This window comes from Paraburkholderia sp. BR10882, from assembly GCF_040948855.1.
Taxonomy (GTDB): Bacteria; Pseudomonadota; Gammaproteobacteria; order Burkholderiales; family Burkholderiaceae; genus Paraburkholderia; species Paraburkholderia nodosa_A.
Genome location: NZ_JBFPKP010000002.1, coordinates 109,124 through 123,058 on the forward strand (window position 1 = coordinate 109,124; position 13,935 = coordinate 123,058).

14 protein-coding genes are annotated in these 13,935 nt (G+C 65.3%); 5 read left to right on the plus strand and 9 right to left on the minus strand.

The features are described from left to right. Positions 1 to 46: 46 nt before the first annotated feature. The 8 genes from rhmD to AB3X99_RS05450 form a co-directional block, all read right to left on the minus strand. Entirely contained in the window at positions 47 to 1,225 is a 1,179-nt protein-coding gene (rhmD, locus tag AB3X99_RS05415) for an L-rhamnonate dehydratase (RefSeq protein WP_342947114.1), read from the minus strand. A 24-nt stretch (positions 1,226 to 1,249) separates the two neighbouring features. Further along, on the minus strand, positions 1,250 to 2,608 hold the full coding sequence (locus AB3X99_RS05420; RefSeq protein ID WP_069266106.1) for an MFS transporter: 1,359 nt from the start codon (positions 2,606 to 2,608) through the stop codon (positions 1,250 to 1,252). A gap of 94 nt (positions 2,609 to 2,702) precedes the next feature. After that, a complete protein-coding gene (locus AB3X99_RS05425; RefSeq protein WP_069266107.1) occupies positions 2,703 to 3,455 on the minus strand; it encodes an SDR family NAD(P)-dependent oxidoreductase in 753 nt (250 codons plus the stop codon). Beyond that, positions 3,452 to 4,315, minus strand: a complete 864-nt coding sequence (locus AB3X99_RS05430) for a fumarylacetoacetate hydrolase family protein (RefSeq protein ID WP_368603415.1) — start codon at positions 4,313 to 4,315, stop codon at positions 3,452 to 3,454. Before AB3X99_RS05430 ends, AB3X99_RS05425 begins: the two co-directional genes overlap by 4 nt. A 230-nt stretch (positions 4,316 to 4,545) precedes the next feature. Beyond that, a complete protein-coding gene (locus AB3X99_RS05435; protein WP_028203061.1) occupies positions 4,546 to 5,262 on the minus strand; it encodes an MIP/aquaporin family protein in 717 nt (238 codons plus the stop codon). Between the two features lie 112 nt (positions 5,263 to 5,374). Beyond that, entirely contained in the window at positions 5,375 to 6,877 is a 1,503-nt protein-coding gene (gene glpK, locus AB3X99_RS05440; RefSeq protein ID WP_368616326.1) for a glycerol kinase GlpK, read from the minus strand. Positions 6,878 to 6,970: 93 nt separating this feature from the next. Continuing rightward, positions 6,971 to 8,521, minus strand: coding sequence for a glycerol-3-phosphate dehydrogenase (gene glpD, locus AB3X99_RS05445; RefSeq protein ID WP_368616327.1), 1,551 nt, complete (start codon positions 8,519 to 8,521; stop codon positions 6,971 to 6,973). A 290-nt stretch (positions 8,522 to 8,811) separates the two neighbouring features. After that, positions 8,812 to 9,591, minus strand: coding sequence for a DeoR/GlpR family DNA-binding transcription regulator (locus AB3X99_RS05450; RefSeq protein ID WP_069266111.1), 780 nt, complete (start codon positions 9,589 to 9,591; stop codon positions 8,812 to 8,814). Between the two features lie 71 nt (positions 9,592 to 9,662). On the opposite strand from AB3X99_RS05450, the gene AB3X99_RS05455 reads away from it, so the two are divergent. From AB3X99_RS05455 to AB3X99_RS05470, 4 genes are all read left to right on the plus strand, one after another. Continuing rightward, entirely contained in the window at positions 9,663 to 10,112 is a 450-nt protein-coding gene (locus tag AB3X99_RS05455; protein ID WP_368616328.1) for a hypothetical protein, read from the plus strand. Positions 10,113 to 10,206: 94 nt separating this feature from the next. Then, entirely contained in the window at positions 10,207 to 11,598 is a 1,392-nt protein-coding gene (locus tag AB3X99_RS05460; protein WP_368616329.1) for a uracil-xanthine permease family protein, read from the plus strand. 102 nt (positions 11,599 to 11,700) lie between these two features. Continuing rightward, positions 11,701 to 12,291, plus strand: coding sequence for a helix-turn-helix domain-containing protein (locus AB3X99_RS05465; protein WP_368616330.1), 591 nt, complete (start codon positions 11,701 to 11,703; stop codon positions 12,289 to 12,291). A gap of 53 nt (positions 12,292 to 12,344) precedes the next feature. Then, positions 12,345 to 12,893, plus strand: coding sequence for an N-acetyltransferase family protein (locus tag AB3X99_RS05470; RefSeq protein ID WP_368616331.1), 549 nt, complete (start codon positions 12,345 to 12,347; stop codon positions 12,891 to 12,893). Between the two features lie 21 nt (positions 12,894 to 12,914). On the opposite strand, the gene AB3X99_RS05475 is transcribed toward AB3X99_RS05470, so the two are convergent. Then, positions 12,915 to 13,268, minus strand: a complete 354-nt coding sequence (locus AB3X99_RS05475; RefSeq protein ID WP_368616332.1) for a hypothetical protein — start codon at positions 13,266 to 13,268, stop codon at positions 12,915 to 12,917. Positions 13,269 to 13,621: 353 nt separating this feature from the next. Here AB3X99_RS05475 and AB3X99_RS05480 point away from each other — a divergent pair, with 353 nt between their 5' ends. Beyond that, entirely contained in the window at positions 13,622 to 13,891 is a 270-nt protein-coding gene (locus AB3X99_RS05480) for a hypothetical protein (RefSeq protein ID WP_368616333.1), read from the plus strand. The last annotated feature ends 44 nt before the right edge of the window (positions 13,892 to 13,935 follow it).

The following is a 13,935-nucleotide window of genomic DNA, read 5'->3' on the forward strand; positions in this document are numbered from 1 at the left end:
TCCTCGTAGCTTGTGATGAGCCTCGCCTGGTGCGCGTTCGGCGCGCTCAGTGCGTGTATGGCCGGGAAAGTTTGCAGTCCGGATTGAGCCGCACACCGAAGCCCGGCGCATCCGGCACCTTGAGCCGTCCTTGCACCGGCACCGGTTCGTCGAGCAGCAGCGGTGTGAACATCGGCACCACCTTGTCGGCCTTCGGCGCCATCATGAGGAATTCCGCGAACGGCGAGTTATGGCGCGTCACGACGAAGTGATAGCTGTACACCGAGGAGCCGTGCGGTACGACCAGCACGTTGTGCGCGTCGGCGAGCGCCGAGATCTTGATGAGTTCGGTCATGCCGCCGCACCAGTTCACGTCGGGCTGGATCAGGTCGCAGCAGCCCATTTCCAGCAGCATGCGAAAGCCCCAGCGCGTGGCTTCGTGCTCGCCGGTGGAAACCATCATGCCGCGCGGCACATTGCGGCGCAGTTCGGCATAGCCCCAGTAGTCGTCGGGCGGCAGGCATTCCTCGATCCACTTGAGGTCGTACTCTTTTGCGGCCTGGGCGAGGCGCGTGGCATAGCGCACGTCGAGGCTCATCCAGCAGTCGTACATGAGCCAGAAGTCGTCGCCCACGCGCTCGCGCATGGTGGCGAGCAGTTCGAGGTTCTTTCTGAGGCCCTCCTCGCCTTCGGCCGGACCGTGCAGCAGCGGCAGCTTGCCGCCGATGAAGCCCATTTCCTTCGCGAGATCGGGGCGCGCGCCGGTGGCGTAGAACATCAGCTCGTCGCGCACGGGGCCGCCGAGCAACTGATACACGGGTTCCTTGCGGATCTGCCCGAGCAGGTCCCACAGTGCGAGATCGACGCCCGAGATGGTGTTGAGCACGACACCCTTGCGGCCGTAGTAGAGCGTGGCGTAGTACATCTGATCCCACATCTTCTCGATGTCGGTCACGCGCTGCCCTTCAAGAAAACGCGCGAGATGCTTCTCGACGATGAATGCGCCGATCTCGCCGCCCGTGGTCACGGCAAATCCCACAGTGCCGTCGCTCGCCTCGATTTCCACGACGAGTGTCCCGAGCACGTCGATGCCGAACGAGCGGCGGCTCTGACGATACTCGGGATAGCGCGCCATCGGCGTGGAAATATGGTCGTCGATCCAGTGGCCGTCGGGTTGATCGTGATAGTCGGCGCCGCCGCCGCGCACGGTGAAGGCTCGCACGTGTTTGATGGTTGGCATGGCCATGTTACGTAGCTCCTGGGTAGAGGATTAGCGCGCGCGCCGCACGGGCGGCTCGAATGAGCGAGCCGCCGGCGCAACGGCGCGCGGCGCGACGACAAGAATGAGCAGCGCGGCGGCAATGCTTGCAAGCCCGAGCAGTTCGAGGCCCGCCGCGTGGGAAGCAAAGTTTCGGTCGGCGGCGGCGCGCAGCATCGGCGCGATGAAGCCGCCCAGGCCGCCGAGCGAATTGATGAGCGCGATGCCGCTGGCAGAGGCCGCGCCCGCGAGATCGCGCGCCGGGAAGGTCCAGAAGAGCGGCTGCGCCGCGATGAAGCCGCTCGCCGCGCAGCACAGGCCGAGCATCGCGACGATCGCGCCCGCGGTGCCGCCAAGGCCTGCCGCCAGGCCCGAGACGGCGATGCCGACGCCCGACATCACGAGCAGGCGCGCGGCCCAAGCGCGATGCCCTCCGAGGCGGTCCGCGCGGCGCGGCACGATCCACGTGAGCGCCACGGCGCACAGCCAGGGCACGGCCGCGAGCAGGCCTACCTCGAGGCCCACGGAGGCGCCCACGAGCGAGGCCACCTGTTGCGGCAGAAAAAAGATCACGCCGTACACGCTCATCTGGATCAGCGCATAGATGCCGGCATAGGCGAGCACGCGGCGGTCGAACAGCGCGGCGAGCGCATCGCGCGGGCCGTGCGCGGCGGCTTCGCGCGCGTCGAGCTGGATCGCGCTCGTGAGCGCGCGGCGCTCGTCGGGGGAGAGCCAGCGCGCGTCCCCGGGCTTGTCGACGAGATACCAGAAGGCCCACACGCCAACGGCCGAGGCCAGCCCGCCTTCCACGAGAAAGAGCCACTTCCAGCCTGCGAGTCCGAAGGTGCCGTGCATCTCGAGCAGGAGTCCTGACAACGGGCCGCCGAAGATGAAGGCCAGCGGCGCGCCGAAATAAAACACGCCGATGGCGCGCGCCCGCGAGGACTGCGGAAACCACTGCGTGAGGTAATAGATGATGCCGGGGAAGAAACCCGCTTCGGCCACGCCCAGCAGGAATCGCAGCACATAGAACGAAGTCGGCGCCTGCACCCACGCCATCGCCGCGGAAATCATGCCCCACGTGACCATGATGCGGCACATCCAGATCCGCGCGCCCACACGGTGCAGCGCGAGATTGCTCGGCACTTCGAAGAGTGCGTAGCCGACGAAGAACACGCCCGCGCCGAAAGCGAATGCCGCGTCCGAAAGGCCCGTATCGTGCAACAGCGCCTTTTGCGCGAAGCCGATGTTCGCGCGGTCGAGAAACGCGAGCACGTACATCAAGAGCAGGAAGGGCAAAAGGCGGCGCATGGCCTTGCGGCCCGCGGCTTCCGCCAGCGTAGGTGCCAAGGTAGGTGCCTCGATCGACATCGATGTCTCCTGTCGGCGCTCTCCTGTTACCACCGCGCCGTTATCGTGATCCCGCGCGTTGTCCGGCCGATACGCGCGGGTCCTGCTTCCCGCCTCAGTATGTCGCGCGCCCGCCCGAAAGATCGAATACCGAGCCGGTACTGAACGCGCAGTCTTCCGTCGTGAGCCAGACGATCATCGAAGCCGCTTCGTCCGGCATGAGGAAGCGGTTCATCGGGATCTTCGCGAGCATGTAGTCGATATGCTGCTGCGACATCGAATCGAAAATCTCGGTCTTGGCCGCCGCCGGCGTCACGGCATTGACGAGCACGCCCTTCGTGGCCAGCTCCTTGCCGAGCGACTTCGTCAGTCCGATGAGCCCGGCCTTCGATGCGCTGTAGTGCGAAGCATTCGGATTGCCTTCCTTGCCGGCCACGGAGGCGATATTGACGATGCGTCCATAGCCCTGCTCGATCATGCGCGGCACCACGGCGCGGCAGGTCAGGTAGCTGCCGATCAGGTTCACTTCGATCACGCGGCGCCACACGTCGACGGGTAGTTCCCACGTGAGACCATTGCCGCCCGTGATGCCTGCGCTGTTCACGAGCGCGTGAATCGCGCCATGCGTTTTCACGGTTTGCTGTGCGGCTGCCTCGACCGAGGCTTCGTCGGTCAGTTCGACCGTCACCACCGAAACCTTGCCCAGCTCCGACAACTCGGCGCGCGCGCGTTCGAGCCGTTCCGCGTCGATGTCCCAGAGCGCGACCGACGCGCCCGAACGCAATGCCCGCTGCGCCACGGCATAACCCAGACCGCGCGCGCCGCCCGTCACGACCATCACGCGATTGTTCAGATCCAGTTGATTCATTGCACCTGCTCTCCTTGTTCCGCCACGAGGCGTTGCTGTTGTTCGCCCAGGCCGCTCACGCCCAGCCGCATGGTCTGTCCCGCGCGCAAATAGATGGGTTCCGGCTTCTGCCCCATGCCGACGCCAGGCGGCGTGCCGGTCGAGATCACGTCGCCGGGCTGCAGGCTCATGAACTGGCTGATATAGGAAACGAGCGTGGCCACGTCGAAGATCATCGTGCGCGTGTTGCCGTTCTGGTAACGCTTGCCGTCGACTTCGAGCCACATGTCGAGCGCCTGCGGGTCGGCGATCTCGTCGCGCGTGACGAGCCAGGGGCCGAGCGGCGCGAAGGTGTCGTAGCCCTTGCCCTTGTCCCACTGGCCGCCGCGCTCGATCTGCCATGCGCGCTCGGAAACATCGTTGACCACGCAATAACCGGCCACATAATCGAGCGCGCGCTCGCGCGGTACATTGCGCGCTGCTTCGCCGATCACCACACCCAGCTCGACTTCCCAGTCGACCTTCTTCGCGTCCGGGGGAATCAGCACGTCGTCGTTGGGACCGGTGATCGAACTCGTTGCCTTGAGGAAGAGCACGGGCTCTGTGGGGACGGGCATATTGGATTCGGCGGCGTGGTCGGAATAATTGAGGCCCACGCAGACAATCTTGCCGACGCTGCCCACGCACGGACCCAGGCGGGTGTCGGCGGGGACGAGCGGCAAGGCGGCGAGATCGTGTCCGGCGAGCTGGCGCAGCGCGGTCGCGCCGAGGCCGTTACCGGCGACGTCCAGCGTGACGCCGGAGAGATCGCGCACGCGCCCCTCGTTATCGATCACACCCGGCTTTTCAGCCCCCTTACTGCCCCAGCGGACCAGCTTCATGCGGCGTCTCCTGATATTGGAATGGATCGTTGACAGCCAATATAGGGGTGTCGCGATAGCCGAACAATCCGAAAGCCGCATGAGGCGATAGCGAAAGCGGATCGCGCCCTTTGTCGCCTTATGTGTCGTGGGTACGCAGAAAAACAGAAGCCCGCGAACGCCGTGGCGTACGCGGGCTTTGTGCACTGCAACGCGCCTGGCTCGCAGGCGCGGCATGAGTCACAGCATGGTCAGTGCATCGCGTGCAGGTAGTGATAGAGACCGGCCGCCGCGGCACCGCCGGCAAGCGGCCCGAACACCGGAATCCACGCATAGCGCCAGTCGCTGTCGCGCTTGCCCGGAATCGGCAGCAGCGCGTGCATGATGCGCGGCGAGAGATCGCGCGCCGGGCTCATCGCGTAGCCGGTCGGGCCGCCGAGCGAAATGCCGATGCCGAGCACGAGCAGGCCCACGGGCAGCGCGTCGAGCGCGCCGAGACCCACCTGCGGCGAGGCCAGATAAAGCACGCCGAGGATCAGCACGAAGGTGCAGATCGCTTCCGTCAACACGTTGTGCCGCTTGCTGCGAATAGCGGGCGCCGTGCAAAACACCGCGAGCTTGATATCCGGATCGGCTTCGTTCGCGAAGTGCTGTCGATAGGCAAGCCATACGAGCAGCGCGCCCGCCATGCCGCCGAGCATCTGCGCCGCGATATAACCGCCGACCTTCGACCACGCGAACTTGCCCGCGAGCGCCAGGCTGATCGTGACGATCGGGTTGAGGTGCGCGCCGCTGAACGAGGCAGTCACGTAGACCGCCACGAACACGGCCATGGCCCAGCCCATCACGATGACGATGAGGTCGGCGCCCTTGCCCTTCGTTTTTGCCAGCAGCACGTTCGCAACGGCGCCGTTACCGAGCAGCACGAGAATGGCAGTGCCGATGAATTCCGCAATATAGGGTGACATGATTGTCGTAGTCTCTCTCTGCCCGCGCGGTGCATGCGCACGAAGCGCATGCGATCCCGCTGCGGGTTATGTTAATTAGTTATGCTTGTATGTTCTAAAGCGGACTCGCGGCTCAGTGCGAGTCGTCCGCCCAGGCCTTGGCCGCGCGCACCGCACGCTGCCAGCCTGCGCGACAGGCGTCGACCTGCGCGCCCTGCATCGACGGCGCGAAACGGCGGTCGAGCTTCCACTGGCTCTGCAGTTCGCCCACGTTCTGCCAGTAGCCGGTTGCGAGGCCTGCAAGGTAGGCCGCGCCGAGCGCCGTGGTTTCGGTGATCTTCGGACGCACCGCATCCACGCCGAGCAGATCGGCCTGGAACTGCATGAGCAGGTTGTTCGCGCTCGCGCCGCCGTCCACGCGCAGTTCGCCCACGCTGATGCCCGAATCCGCTTCCATGGCCGCCAGCACGTCGAGCGACTGGTACGCGATCGAATCGAGCGCCGCGCGCGCGAGATGCGCCGAGGTCGTGCCGCGCGTCACGCCGAACAGCGTCCCGCGTGCGTGCGCGTTCCAGTGCGGCGCGCCGAGGCCCGCGAACGCCGGCACGAGGTACACGCCGTCCGTATGCGGCACGCTTGCGGCGAGCGCTTCGATTTCCGGCGCGCTCTTGATGATGCCCATACCGTCGCGCAGCCACTGCACCACCGCGCCCGCGATGAAGATGCTGCCTTCGAGCGCATAGTTGACCTCGTCGCCGATCTGCCACGCGATCGTCGTAACGAGGTTGTTCTTCGACTCGATGGGCTTCGTGCCCGTGTTCATCATCAGGAAGCAGCCCGTGCCGTAGGTGTTCTTCACCATGCCCGTGCTCGTGCACATCTGGCCGAACATCGCGGCCTGCTGGTCGCCCGCGATGCCGGCCAGCGGAATCTTCGAGGCGAACACCGTGGTCTTGGTCGGACCATACACTTCGGATGACGAACGGACTTCCGGCAGCATGCTGCGTGGAATTTCGAGCGCGTCGAGCAGCTCGTCGTCCCATTGGCGCGTGTGAATATTGAAGAGCATGGTGCGCGACGCATTCGTCACGTCGGTCACGTGCAGTTCGTGCTTCGTGAAGTTCCACACGAGCCAGCTGTCCACAGTGCCGAACGCGAGCTTGCCTTGACGCGCTTTTTCGCGTGCGACGGGCACGTTGTCGAGAATCCAGCGAATCTTGGTTGCCGAGAAATACGAATCGATCGGCAGACCCGTTTTCGCGCGCACTTTCTCTTCGAGGCCGCGCGCCTTCAGCGAGTCGCAGAAGTCGGCCGTGCGGCGGTCCTGCCAAACGATGGCGTTATAGACGGGATGGCCCGTCTCCCGATCCCAGACGATCGTCGTCTCGCGCTGGTTCGTAATGCCGATCGCGGCGATGTTGGTGCCGTTCATGCCGGCGCGCGTCACGGCCTCGGCAGCGACGCCCGCCTGGGTCGACCAGATTTCCTGCGGATCGTGCTCGACCCAGCCCGGTTGCGGATAAATCTGTTCGAACTCTTTCTGGGCAACCGAAACGATGTTGCCCTGGCGGTCGAAAAGCATGGCGCGCGAACTCGTGGTGCCCTGGTCGAGCGCAAGAATGTACTGTTCCTGCATGTCTCTCATCTCCGTCTGTACTAGTTGTGATGACGCACCGCGTGGACAGTGCGTGGGGGGTACGTGACCTACCTTGCGTGATGCCGGCGAACTTCAGTGCTGCGCGGTCGCCGTCGCGCTTGTTGCGGCAAACCAGTGATCGATTGCGGCGGCCACGCCGTTGAGCGTGCCCGGCGCGACATGCAGGCCCAGCTTCGAGCGGCGCCACAACACGTCTTCGGCGCGCGTGGCCCATTCGGCGTTGCGCAGGTAGCGCAATTCGGCCTCGAAGATGCCCGGCGCGACTTCGCAGCCGAGGCCTGCGAGCGATTGCGCGTTGTCGAGCAGCCGCTCGGCGCGCGTGCCGTATGCGCGTGCGTAGCGGCGCGCAAGCGGTGCAGGCAGCCACGCATGGCGTCTCGCGAAGTCCTGCGCAAAGGGCTCGAAACGCGCGTTCGCGATATCGCCGCCGGGCAGCGGCGCGCCGGCCGTCCACGAAGGCGCGGCGTGGCCGAGCACGCGGCACAGCATGTCCGATGCCTCTTCCGCGAGCTTGCGGAAGGTCGTGATCTTGCCGCCGAACACCGAAAGCAGCGGCGCGCCGGCGGTTTCGTCGAGTTCGAGCTTGTAGTCGCGCGTGACGGCGGACGCATTCTCCGCGCCCTCTTCCTCGAGCAGCGGACGCACGCCCGAGTAGGTCCATCGCACGTCGGCCGGCGAGATCTTGCGCTTGAAATAACGGTTGATCGACTCGCACAGGTAGCGCGTTTCGTCGCCGTCGATCGAGACCTTCGCGGGGTCGTGGTGATACTCCACGTCGGTCGTGCCGATGAGCGTGAAGTCGTGCTCATACGGAATCGCGAAGATGATGCGCTTGTCCGGGTTCTGGAAGATGTACGCGTGGTCGTGCTCGAACAGGCGCTTCGTGACGATATGACTGCCCTTCACGAGCCGCACGCTGTGCTGCGCGCCGCGCCCGAGCGCACCGTGGAGCACCTCGCCCACCCACGGCCCGGCCGCGTTGGCGATGGCGCGAGCGCGCACGTCGAAGGTGCTGCCGTCCGGGCGGCGCAGGAGCGCCTGCCATTCGCTTTGCGCGCCGTTCGTGGCGTTCGTGCGCACGGCGGAAACGAGCTTCGTGCGCGTGAGGATTTGCGCGCCGCGCTCCTGCGCGTCGAGCGCGTTGAGCACGACGAGGCGCGCGTCGTCGACCCAGCCGTCCGAATACACGAAGCCGCGCTGGATCGAGTCGATGAGCGGCTCACCCGCCGCATGGCGGCGCATGTCGATGCCGCGCGAGCCCGGCAGCAATTCCCGCTTCGCAAGATGGTCGTAGAGAAAGAGGCCCATGCGAATGAGCCACGCCGGACGCAGATTCGGCATGTGCGGCATGACGAAACGCAGCGGCCACATGATGTGGGGCGCCGCGCGCAGCAGCGTTTCGCGCTCCTGCAGCGCCTTGCGCACGAGCCCGAATTCCTTGTACTCGAGATAGCGCAGCCCGCCGTGAATCAGCTTGGTGCTGCACGACGAGGTATGCGAGGCGAGATCGTCCTGCTCGCAAAGGAGCACCGACAACCCGCGGCCGGCCGCGTCGCGCGCGATGCCCGCGCCGTTGATCCCGCCGCCCACGACGAGCAGATCGTACCGGTTCTGTTGAGTCACCCTGCTGTGTCCCTGAAAGAAAAACGAACCTCTAAATGTTCGAATTCGAAATTTATCGAACATGAACGAAAAAGTAAAGGTTCGATTTTCGGGCTTTTGACCGAAAGCAGTGCGTAAACGAACATACATCGGACATTATCGAACGTTCGTCGGGCGCGAATGAAAACGGGGCCTTGCGCGCCCGATGGGCAGCACCCCGCCCGCTCGCGAAGCGCGTTGGATGGCAGATCGGAAATGGAGAAAACGCGCAGCCGACGCGTCCGGAAAAGCGCGTACGAAAACCCCGCGGCTTATGCGGCGACGTGAACCTGCGTGCCCGCGGCGAGCACCGCCTCGTTCATTTCCTCGGGCAGCGGCTGGTCGGTGAAGAGCGCGTGGATCTGGCTCAGGTGCCCCTGGCGCACGAGCGCCGGGCGGCCGACCTTCGAATGGTCGGCCACGAGGTAGACCGTGCGCGCATGTTCGATGATGGCCTGCGCCACGCGGACTTCGCGCGTGTCGAAGTCGCGCAGCGTGCCGTCGGTCTCGATGGCCGAGGTGCCGATGATCGCGTAGTCCACCTTGAACTGGCGGATGAAGTCGATGGTGTGCTCGCCGACGATGCCTTTGTCCCAGGGTCGCACGACGCCGCCCGTGATCATCACTTCGCAGTCGGGGTAGCCGCTCATCACGCTCGCCACGTTGAGGTTGTTCGTGACGACGCGCAGTCCCTGATGATGATTGAGCGCGCGCGCGACTTCCTCGGTCGTGGTGCCGAGGTTGATGAAGAGCGAGGCCTGATCGGGAATGTGCTGGGCCGCCAGGGCCGCGATGCGGCGCTTCTCCTCGTGGAACATATGTTGCCGTGCACTGTACGAGACGTTCTCCGCACTCGTGGGCAGGCTCGCGCCGCCGTGATAGCGGCGCAGCAGATTCATGTCGGCGAGCCAGTTCACGTCGCGGCGAATGGTTTGCGGCGTGACGTCGAAATGCGAGGCGAGATCGTCGACCGTGACGAAGCCGTCGCGTTGCACCCATTCGAGCATTGCCTGCTGGCGCGCGTTCAGGGTGAGGCGAGGATCTCGTGTCATTGGCTCGTTTGGCATGCAAGTGAGGACCGACCTATTGTAAGGGCTTGCCCACCCGAATCAGGAGAAAGCCGATGCATGCCGTACGCAAATGGATAGCAGGCGCCGCCGTGGCCGCCATGCTGGCCCCGCTGCTGAACCCGCTTCCCGCCGCCGCGCAAACGAACCCCGGCGCGACGCCTCCGGCTGCGCCCGCCGCCTCCGCCACGCCAGCCGGCGACGGCACCTTCCTCCTGACGATCTTCCTGAAGCACGACGAGTCGAAGCCGCTTCCGAAGATCAATCAGCAACTCGCGGAACAGGGCTTCTACAAGGCCTTCCCGCCGCCCGGCATCGAAGTGGTCTCGTGGTACGTGATGATGGGGATCGGCCAGGTCGTGACGCTGCGGGTGCCCGCCGACCGCCTGCGCGAGGTGAACCGCGCGATCGAGGAAACCGCATGGGGCGGCTACCACACGGAGTTTTATCCGACCTATGACTACAAGGCGCTCGCCGAGCAGGCGCGGGCGCGCAACGGCAAGTAGCGGGACGCGGGCGCGCCCTGAAGCAGGCGCGCCCAGGGTTGCCCCGAAGCTTCCGTTAAAATGCTGCGCTTTCTCTATTCCCCCGCCGCGCCCGATGCACTCCGCTCCATCGACCTCGCCCGCCGCTGCCCGCGAAGCGAACGACACCGAACTCACCCACGACCTCGTCTACGGCCCCAACGACCGCCCCGCGCCCACCATCACCTTCGTGGCCGCGCTCCAGCATCTGCTCGCGATCCTCGTGCCGATCGTGACGCCAGGGCTCCTGATCTGCCAGGCGCTGGGCGTCTCCAGCCGCGACACCACGCTGATCGTCTCGATGTCGCTGGTGATTTCCGGCATCGCCACGTTCCTGCAATGCAAGCGCGTCGGGCCGCTCGGCGCGGGCCTGCTCATCGTGCAGGGCACGAGCTTCAACTTCGTCGGCCCGCTCATCGCGGGCGGCAGCCTGATGGTCAAGCAGGGCACGGCCGTCGAAACCGTGATGGCCGCCATCTTCGGCGTCGTCATTGCGGGCTCGTTTGTCGAAATGGCGGTGTCGCGCATCCTGCCCTTCATCAAGCGGCTCATCACCCCGCTCGTCACCGGCATCGTCGTGCTGCTGATCGGCCTCACGCTCATCAAGGTCGGCCTGATCAGCATGGGCGGCGGCTATGGCGCCATCGCCAAAGGCAACTTCGCGAGCGTCCAGAACCTCACGCTCTCGGGCCTCGTGCTCGGCACCATCATCGTGCTCAACCGCGTGCCCGTCGTTTGGGTGCGCAGCACGGCGCTCGTCATCGCACTCGCCATCGGCTATATCGTTGCGGGCGCAATGGGTCGGCTCGACTTCACCGGCGCGCGCGAAGCCGCGCTGTTCCAGATTCCGACCCCGCTGCATTTCGGCCTGGGCTTCTCGTGGTCGCTCTTCGTGCCGATGCTGATCATCTACCTCGTGACCTCGCTCGAAGCGATCGGCGACGTCACCGCCACCAGCAAGGTGTCGAAGGAGCCGGTGGAAGGCCCGGTGTGGATGCGGCGCATCAAGGGCGGCGTGCTCGTGAACGGCTTCAACTCGCTGCTCGCGGGCTTCTTCAACACGTTTCCCAGCTCCGTGTTCGCGCAGAACAACGGCGTCATCCAGCTCACCGGCATTGCCAGCCGCCACGTTGGCCTCTGGATCGCGGGCATGCTCGTCGTGCTGGGCCTCTTCCCGCCCGTGGCCGGCGTGCTGCAGGCCGTACCCGAACCCGTGCTGGGCGGCGCAGCCATGGTGATGTTCGGCGCGGTGGCCGCTTCGGGCATCAACATCCTCGCGGGCACGCGCCTCGACCGCCGCGCGCTGCTCATCATCGCCGTGTCGCTGGCACTGGGCCTGGGCGTCTCGCAGGTGCCGGAGATTCTGACCAGCCTCCCGCATGCGCTCAAGAACGTGCTGGAGTCGGGCGTCGCAACGGGCGGCATTTGCGCGCTCGTGATGAACTGGTTCCTGCCGGAAAAGCCGTAACCTTACTGAGCGTGCGGCCCCGATACTGGGCCGCGCGCTATTTTATTGACCGCAATTTCCAATTTACTGGATAATATCTCCATCATCTTGGAAACGAACCCAATGGATACCCCGACCGACGCCGGCATCAACGAGCGCATTGCCCGCTGCGTGCGCGACCTGCGCGCCACGCGCGGCCTCACGCTCGACGCGCTGGCGACGCGCAGCGGCGTGAGCCGTTCGATGATCTCGATGATCGAGCGCGGTGCCGCCAGCCCCACGGCCGTAGTGCTCGAAAAGCTCGCGGCGGGGCTGTCGGTCTCGATGGCGAGCCTGTTCGGCGCCAGCGGCGAGAGCACGCCCGCCGAGCCGCTGGTACGCCGTGCGCAGCAGGTGCAGTGGCGCGACCCGCAATCGGGCTATACGCGCCGGAGCGTGTCGCCGCCCAACTGGCCTTCGCCGATCCAGCTGGTCGAAGTGGATTTCCCGGCCGGCGCGCGCGTAGCCTACGAAACGGGCAGCCGCGAGACTGTGATTCACCAGCAGGTCTGGGTGATGGAAGGACGGATCGACGTGGAACTGGGCACCGAACGCCATGCGCTTCATGCGGGCGATTGCCTCGCCATGCGGCTCGATCAGCCGCTCATCTTCAGCAACCCCGGTTCGCAGGCCGCGCGTTACGTCGTCGCGATTTGCGACGCGAGCGGACTCTGAACCCGCGTCATTCGCCTCGATCTTCCAGCCTTTTCATTTAAAGAGGATTCCCCATGAATTCGAACTCACGCAGCGATGGCGTGCGCTTCATCGATTGCAACGAAACGGACCACGCGTCGGCGATTCTCGAGATCCTCAACGACGCGATCGTCAATTCGACCGCGCTCTACGACTACAAGCCGCGTCCGCCCGAGGCCATGGTCACGTGGTTCGGCACCAAGCGCGCGAACGGCTTTCCGGTAGTGGGCGCTGTAGACGAGGCCGGCACGCTGCTCGGCTTCGCGAGCTGGGGCACGTTTCGCGCGTTTCCCGCCAACAAGTACACGGTCGAGCACAGCGTCTACGTGCACCGCGACCAGCGCGGCCGCGGCCTCGGCGAGCGCCTGCTGCTCGAGTTGATCCGCCGCGCCCGTGAGGAACAGATTCACGTGCTCGTCGGCTGCATCGACGCCGCCAATGCCGGCAGCATCGCGCTGCACGACAAGCTGGGCTTCACGCACTCGGGCACGATCAAGGAAGCGGGATTCAAGTTCGGACGCTGGCTCGACGCCGCGTTTTACCAGCTCAATCTGGAGATGCCCGCCCCGCCGGTGGACGGCTGACGCGAGCGCGCGCCTCGCGACTCAACGTGCGCTCGAGCGGGGCGCAGCCGCCGTCATGGCATTGCGGAGATGGCGCGCCCGCAGCGGCGCGCGTGCCGCGCGCTTCGAGGCGCACGCCGCGCGCGTGGCACGCCGCTTCGCCTGACTGCGGTTGCGGGACTCGGCCTCGCGCGTGGCGCGCCGCGCCTGCCTGCGCACGACGAGCAGCACGCAGCCGATTGCGGCGACCACGGCCACGCGAAACGGCGACGATTCGAAGGCGCGTTCCGGCACGTGCAGCAGAAGAATGGAAATGAACACGGCGACCTGAATGAGGATCGCCGAAAGCGAAGCGACGAACAGGTAGGCGTGCAGGCGATCGGTCGGCGGCTTCATGGGGCTGCACTCCAGAAAGTTGCGCGGACAACGATATCGAGTCTGGCTGGTTATACCCTACGCCTCGCGAATGTCAGGCGCATGGCAACGCGCGAAGCTGGGCAGCGTGAAGGGATCGTGCCTGCTCCAGGCTGATGAGAACCTTAAGGAAAGGCCCCTGCGATTACGCTTTTATCGTCGGACGATAATTGTTTATGCACCTTACCGACCAACGCCTTTCAGCGCCTTTCGTCTTGCCTCGATTGATGCGCAGCGCAGAAAGGTCTCTTCCAGTTCATTCAGTGCTTACCTAAGGTTGACTTAAGCTCGCGCGCCGTACCCTTGCAGGTTGTAATCCGCACGGCAATGCAGTCATGAATCGCACTTATGAATATCGCGGCTACGCAATCCGCGTTGGCGTCGAAGCAAATGGCACGCTCCCGCTCGAGCGCCTGGAAATCGAACGGCCTCGCTATGCAGCGGTGGTGAGCATCGCGGCAATCGACGAGCGCGCCGTCCCCTCGTCCCTGAAAATCGACAACGCCGCCGGGCTGCCCTTCCACTCCGATATCGACGCCTTGATGGGCGGCTACAGCGCGGCCTGCCGCCTGATCGACGAACAGCTCGCCGCAACGGCGCCCTGACCTGCCAAAGCAAAAAAACGCGCGACAGCCGGAAGCCATCGCGC

Coding starts and splice junctions, on each gene's coding strand:
- AB3X99_RS05475 (WP_368616332.1), bottom strand. CDS start 13,268: ATGAAGCCGCCGACCGATCGCCTGCACGCCTACCTGTTCGTCGCTTCG.
- glpK (WP_368616326.1), bottom strand. CDS start 6,877: ATGCAGGAACAGTACATTCTTGCGCTCGACCAGGGCACCACGAGTTCG.
- rhmD (WP_342947114.1), bottom strand. CDS start 1,225: ATGGCCATGCCAACCATCAAACACGTGCGAGCCTTCACCGTGCGCGGC.
- AB3X99_RS05420 (WP_069266106.1), bottom strand. CDS start 2,608: ATGTCGATCGAGGCACCTACCTTGGCACCTACGCTGGCGGAAGCCGCG.
- AB3X99_RS05425 (WP_069266107.1), bottom strand. CDS start 3,455: ATGAATCAACTGGATCTGAACAATCGCGTGATGGTCGTGACGGGCGGC.
- AB3X99_RS05470 (WP_368616331.1), top strand. CDS start 12,345: ATGAATTCGAACTCACGCAGCGATGGCGTGCGCTTCATCGATTGCAAC.
- AB3X99_RS05460 (WP_368616329.1), top strand. CDS start 10,207: ATGCACTCCGCTCCATCGACCTCGCCCGCCGCTGCCCGCGAAGCGAAC.
- AB3X99_RS05430 (WP_368603415.1), bottom strand. CDS start 4,315: ATGAAGCTGGTCCGCTGGGGCAGTAAGGGGGCTGAAAAGCCGGGTGTG.
- AB3X99_RS05455 (WP_368616328.1), top strand. CDS start 9,663: ATGCATGCCGTACGCAAATGGATAGCAGGCGCCGCCGTGGCCGCCATG.
- AB3X99_RS05450 (WP_069266111.1), bottom strand. CDS start 9,591: ATGACACGAGATCCTCGCCTCACCCTGAACGCGCGCCAGCAGGCAATG.
- AB3X99_RS05465 (WP_368616330.1), top strand. CDS start 11,701: ATGGATACCCCGACCGACGCCGGCATCAACGAGCGCATTGCCCGCTGC.
- AB3X99_RS05480 (WP_368616333.1), top strand. CDS start 13,622: ATGAATCGCACTTATGAATATCGCGGCTACGCAATCCGCGTTGGCGTC.
- AB3X99_RS05435 (WP_028203061.1), bottom strand. CDS start 5,262: ATGTCACCCTATATTGCGGAATTCATCGGCACTGCCATTCTCGTGCTG.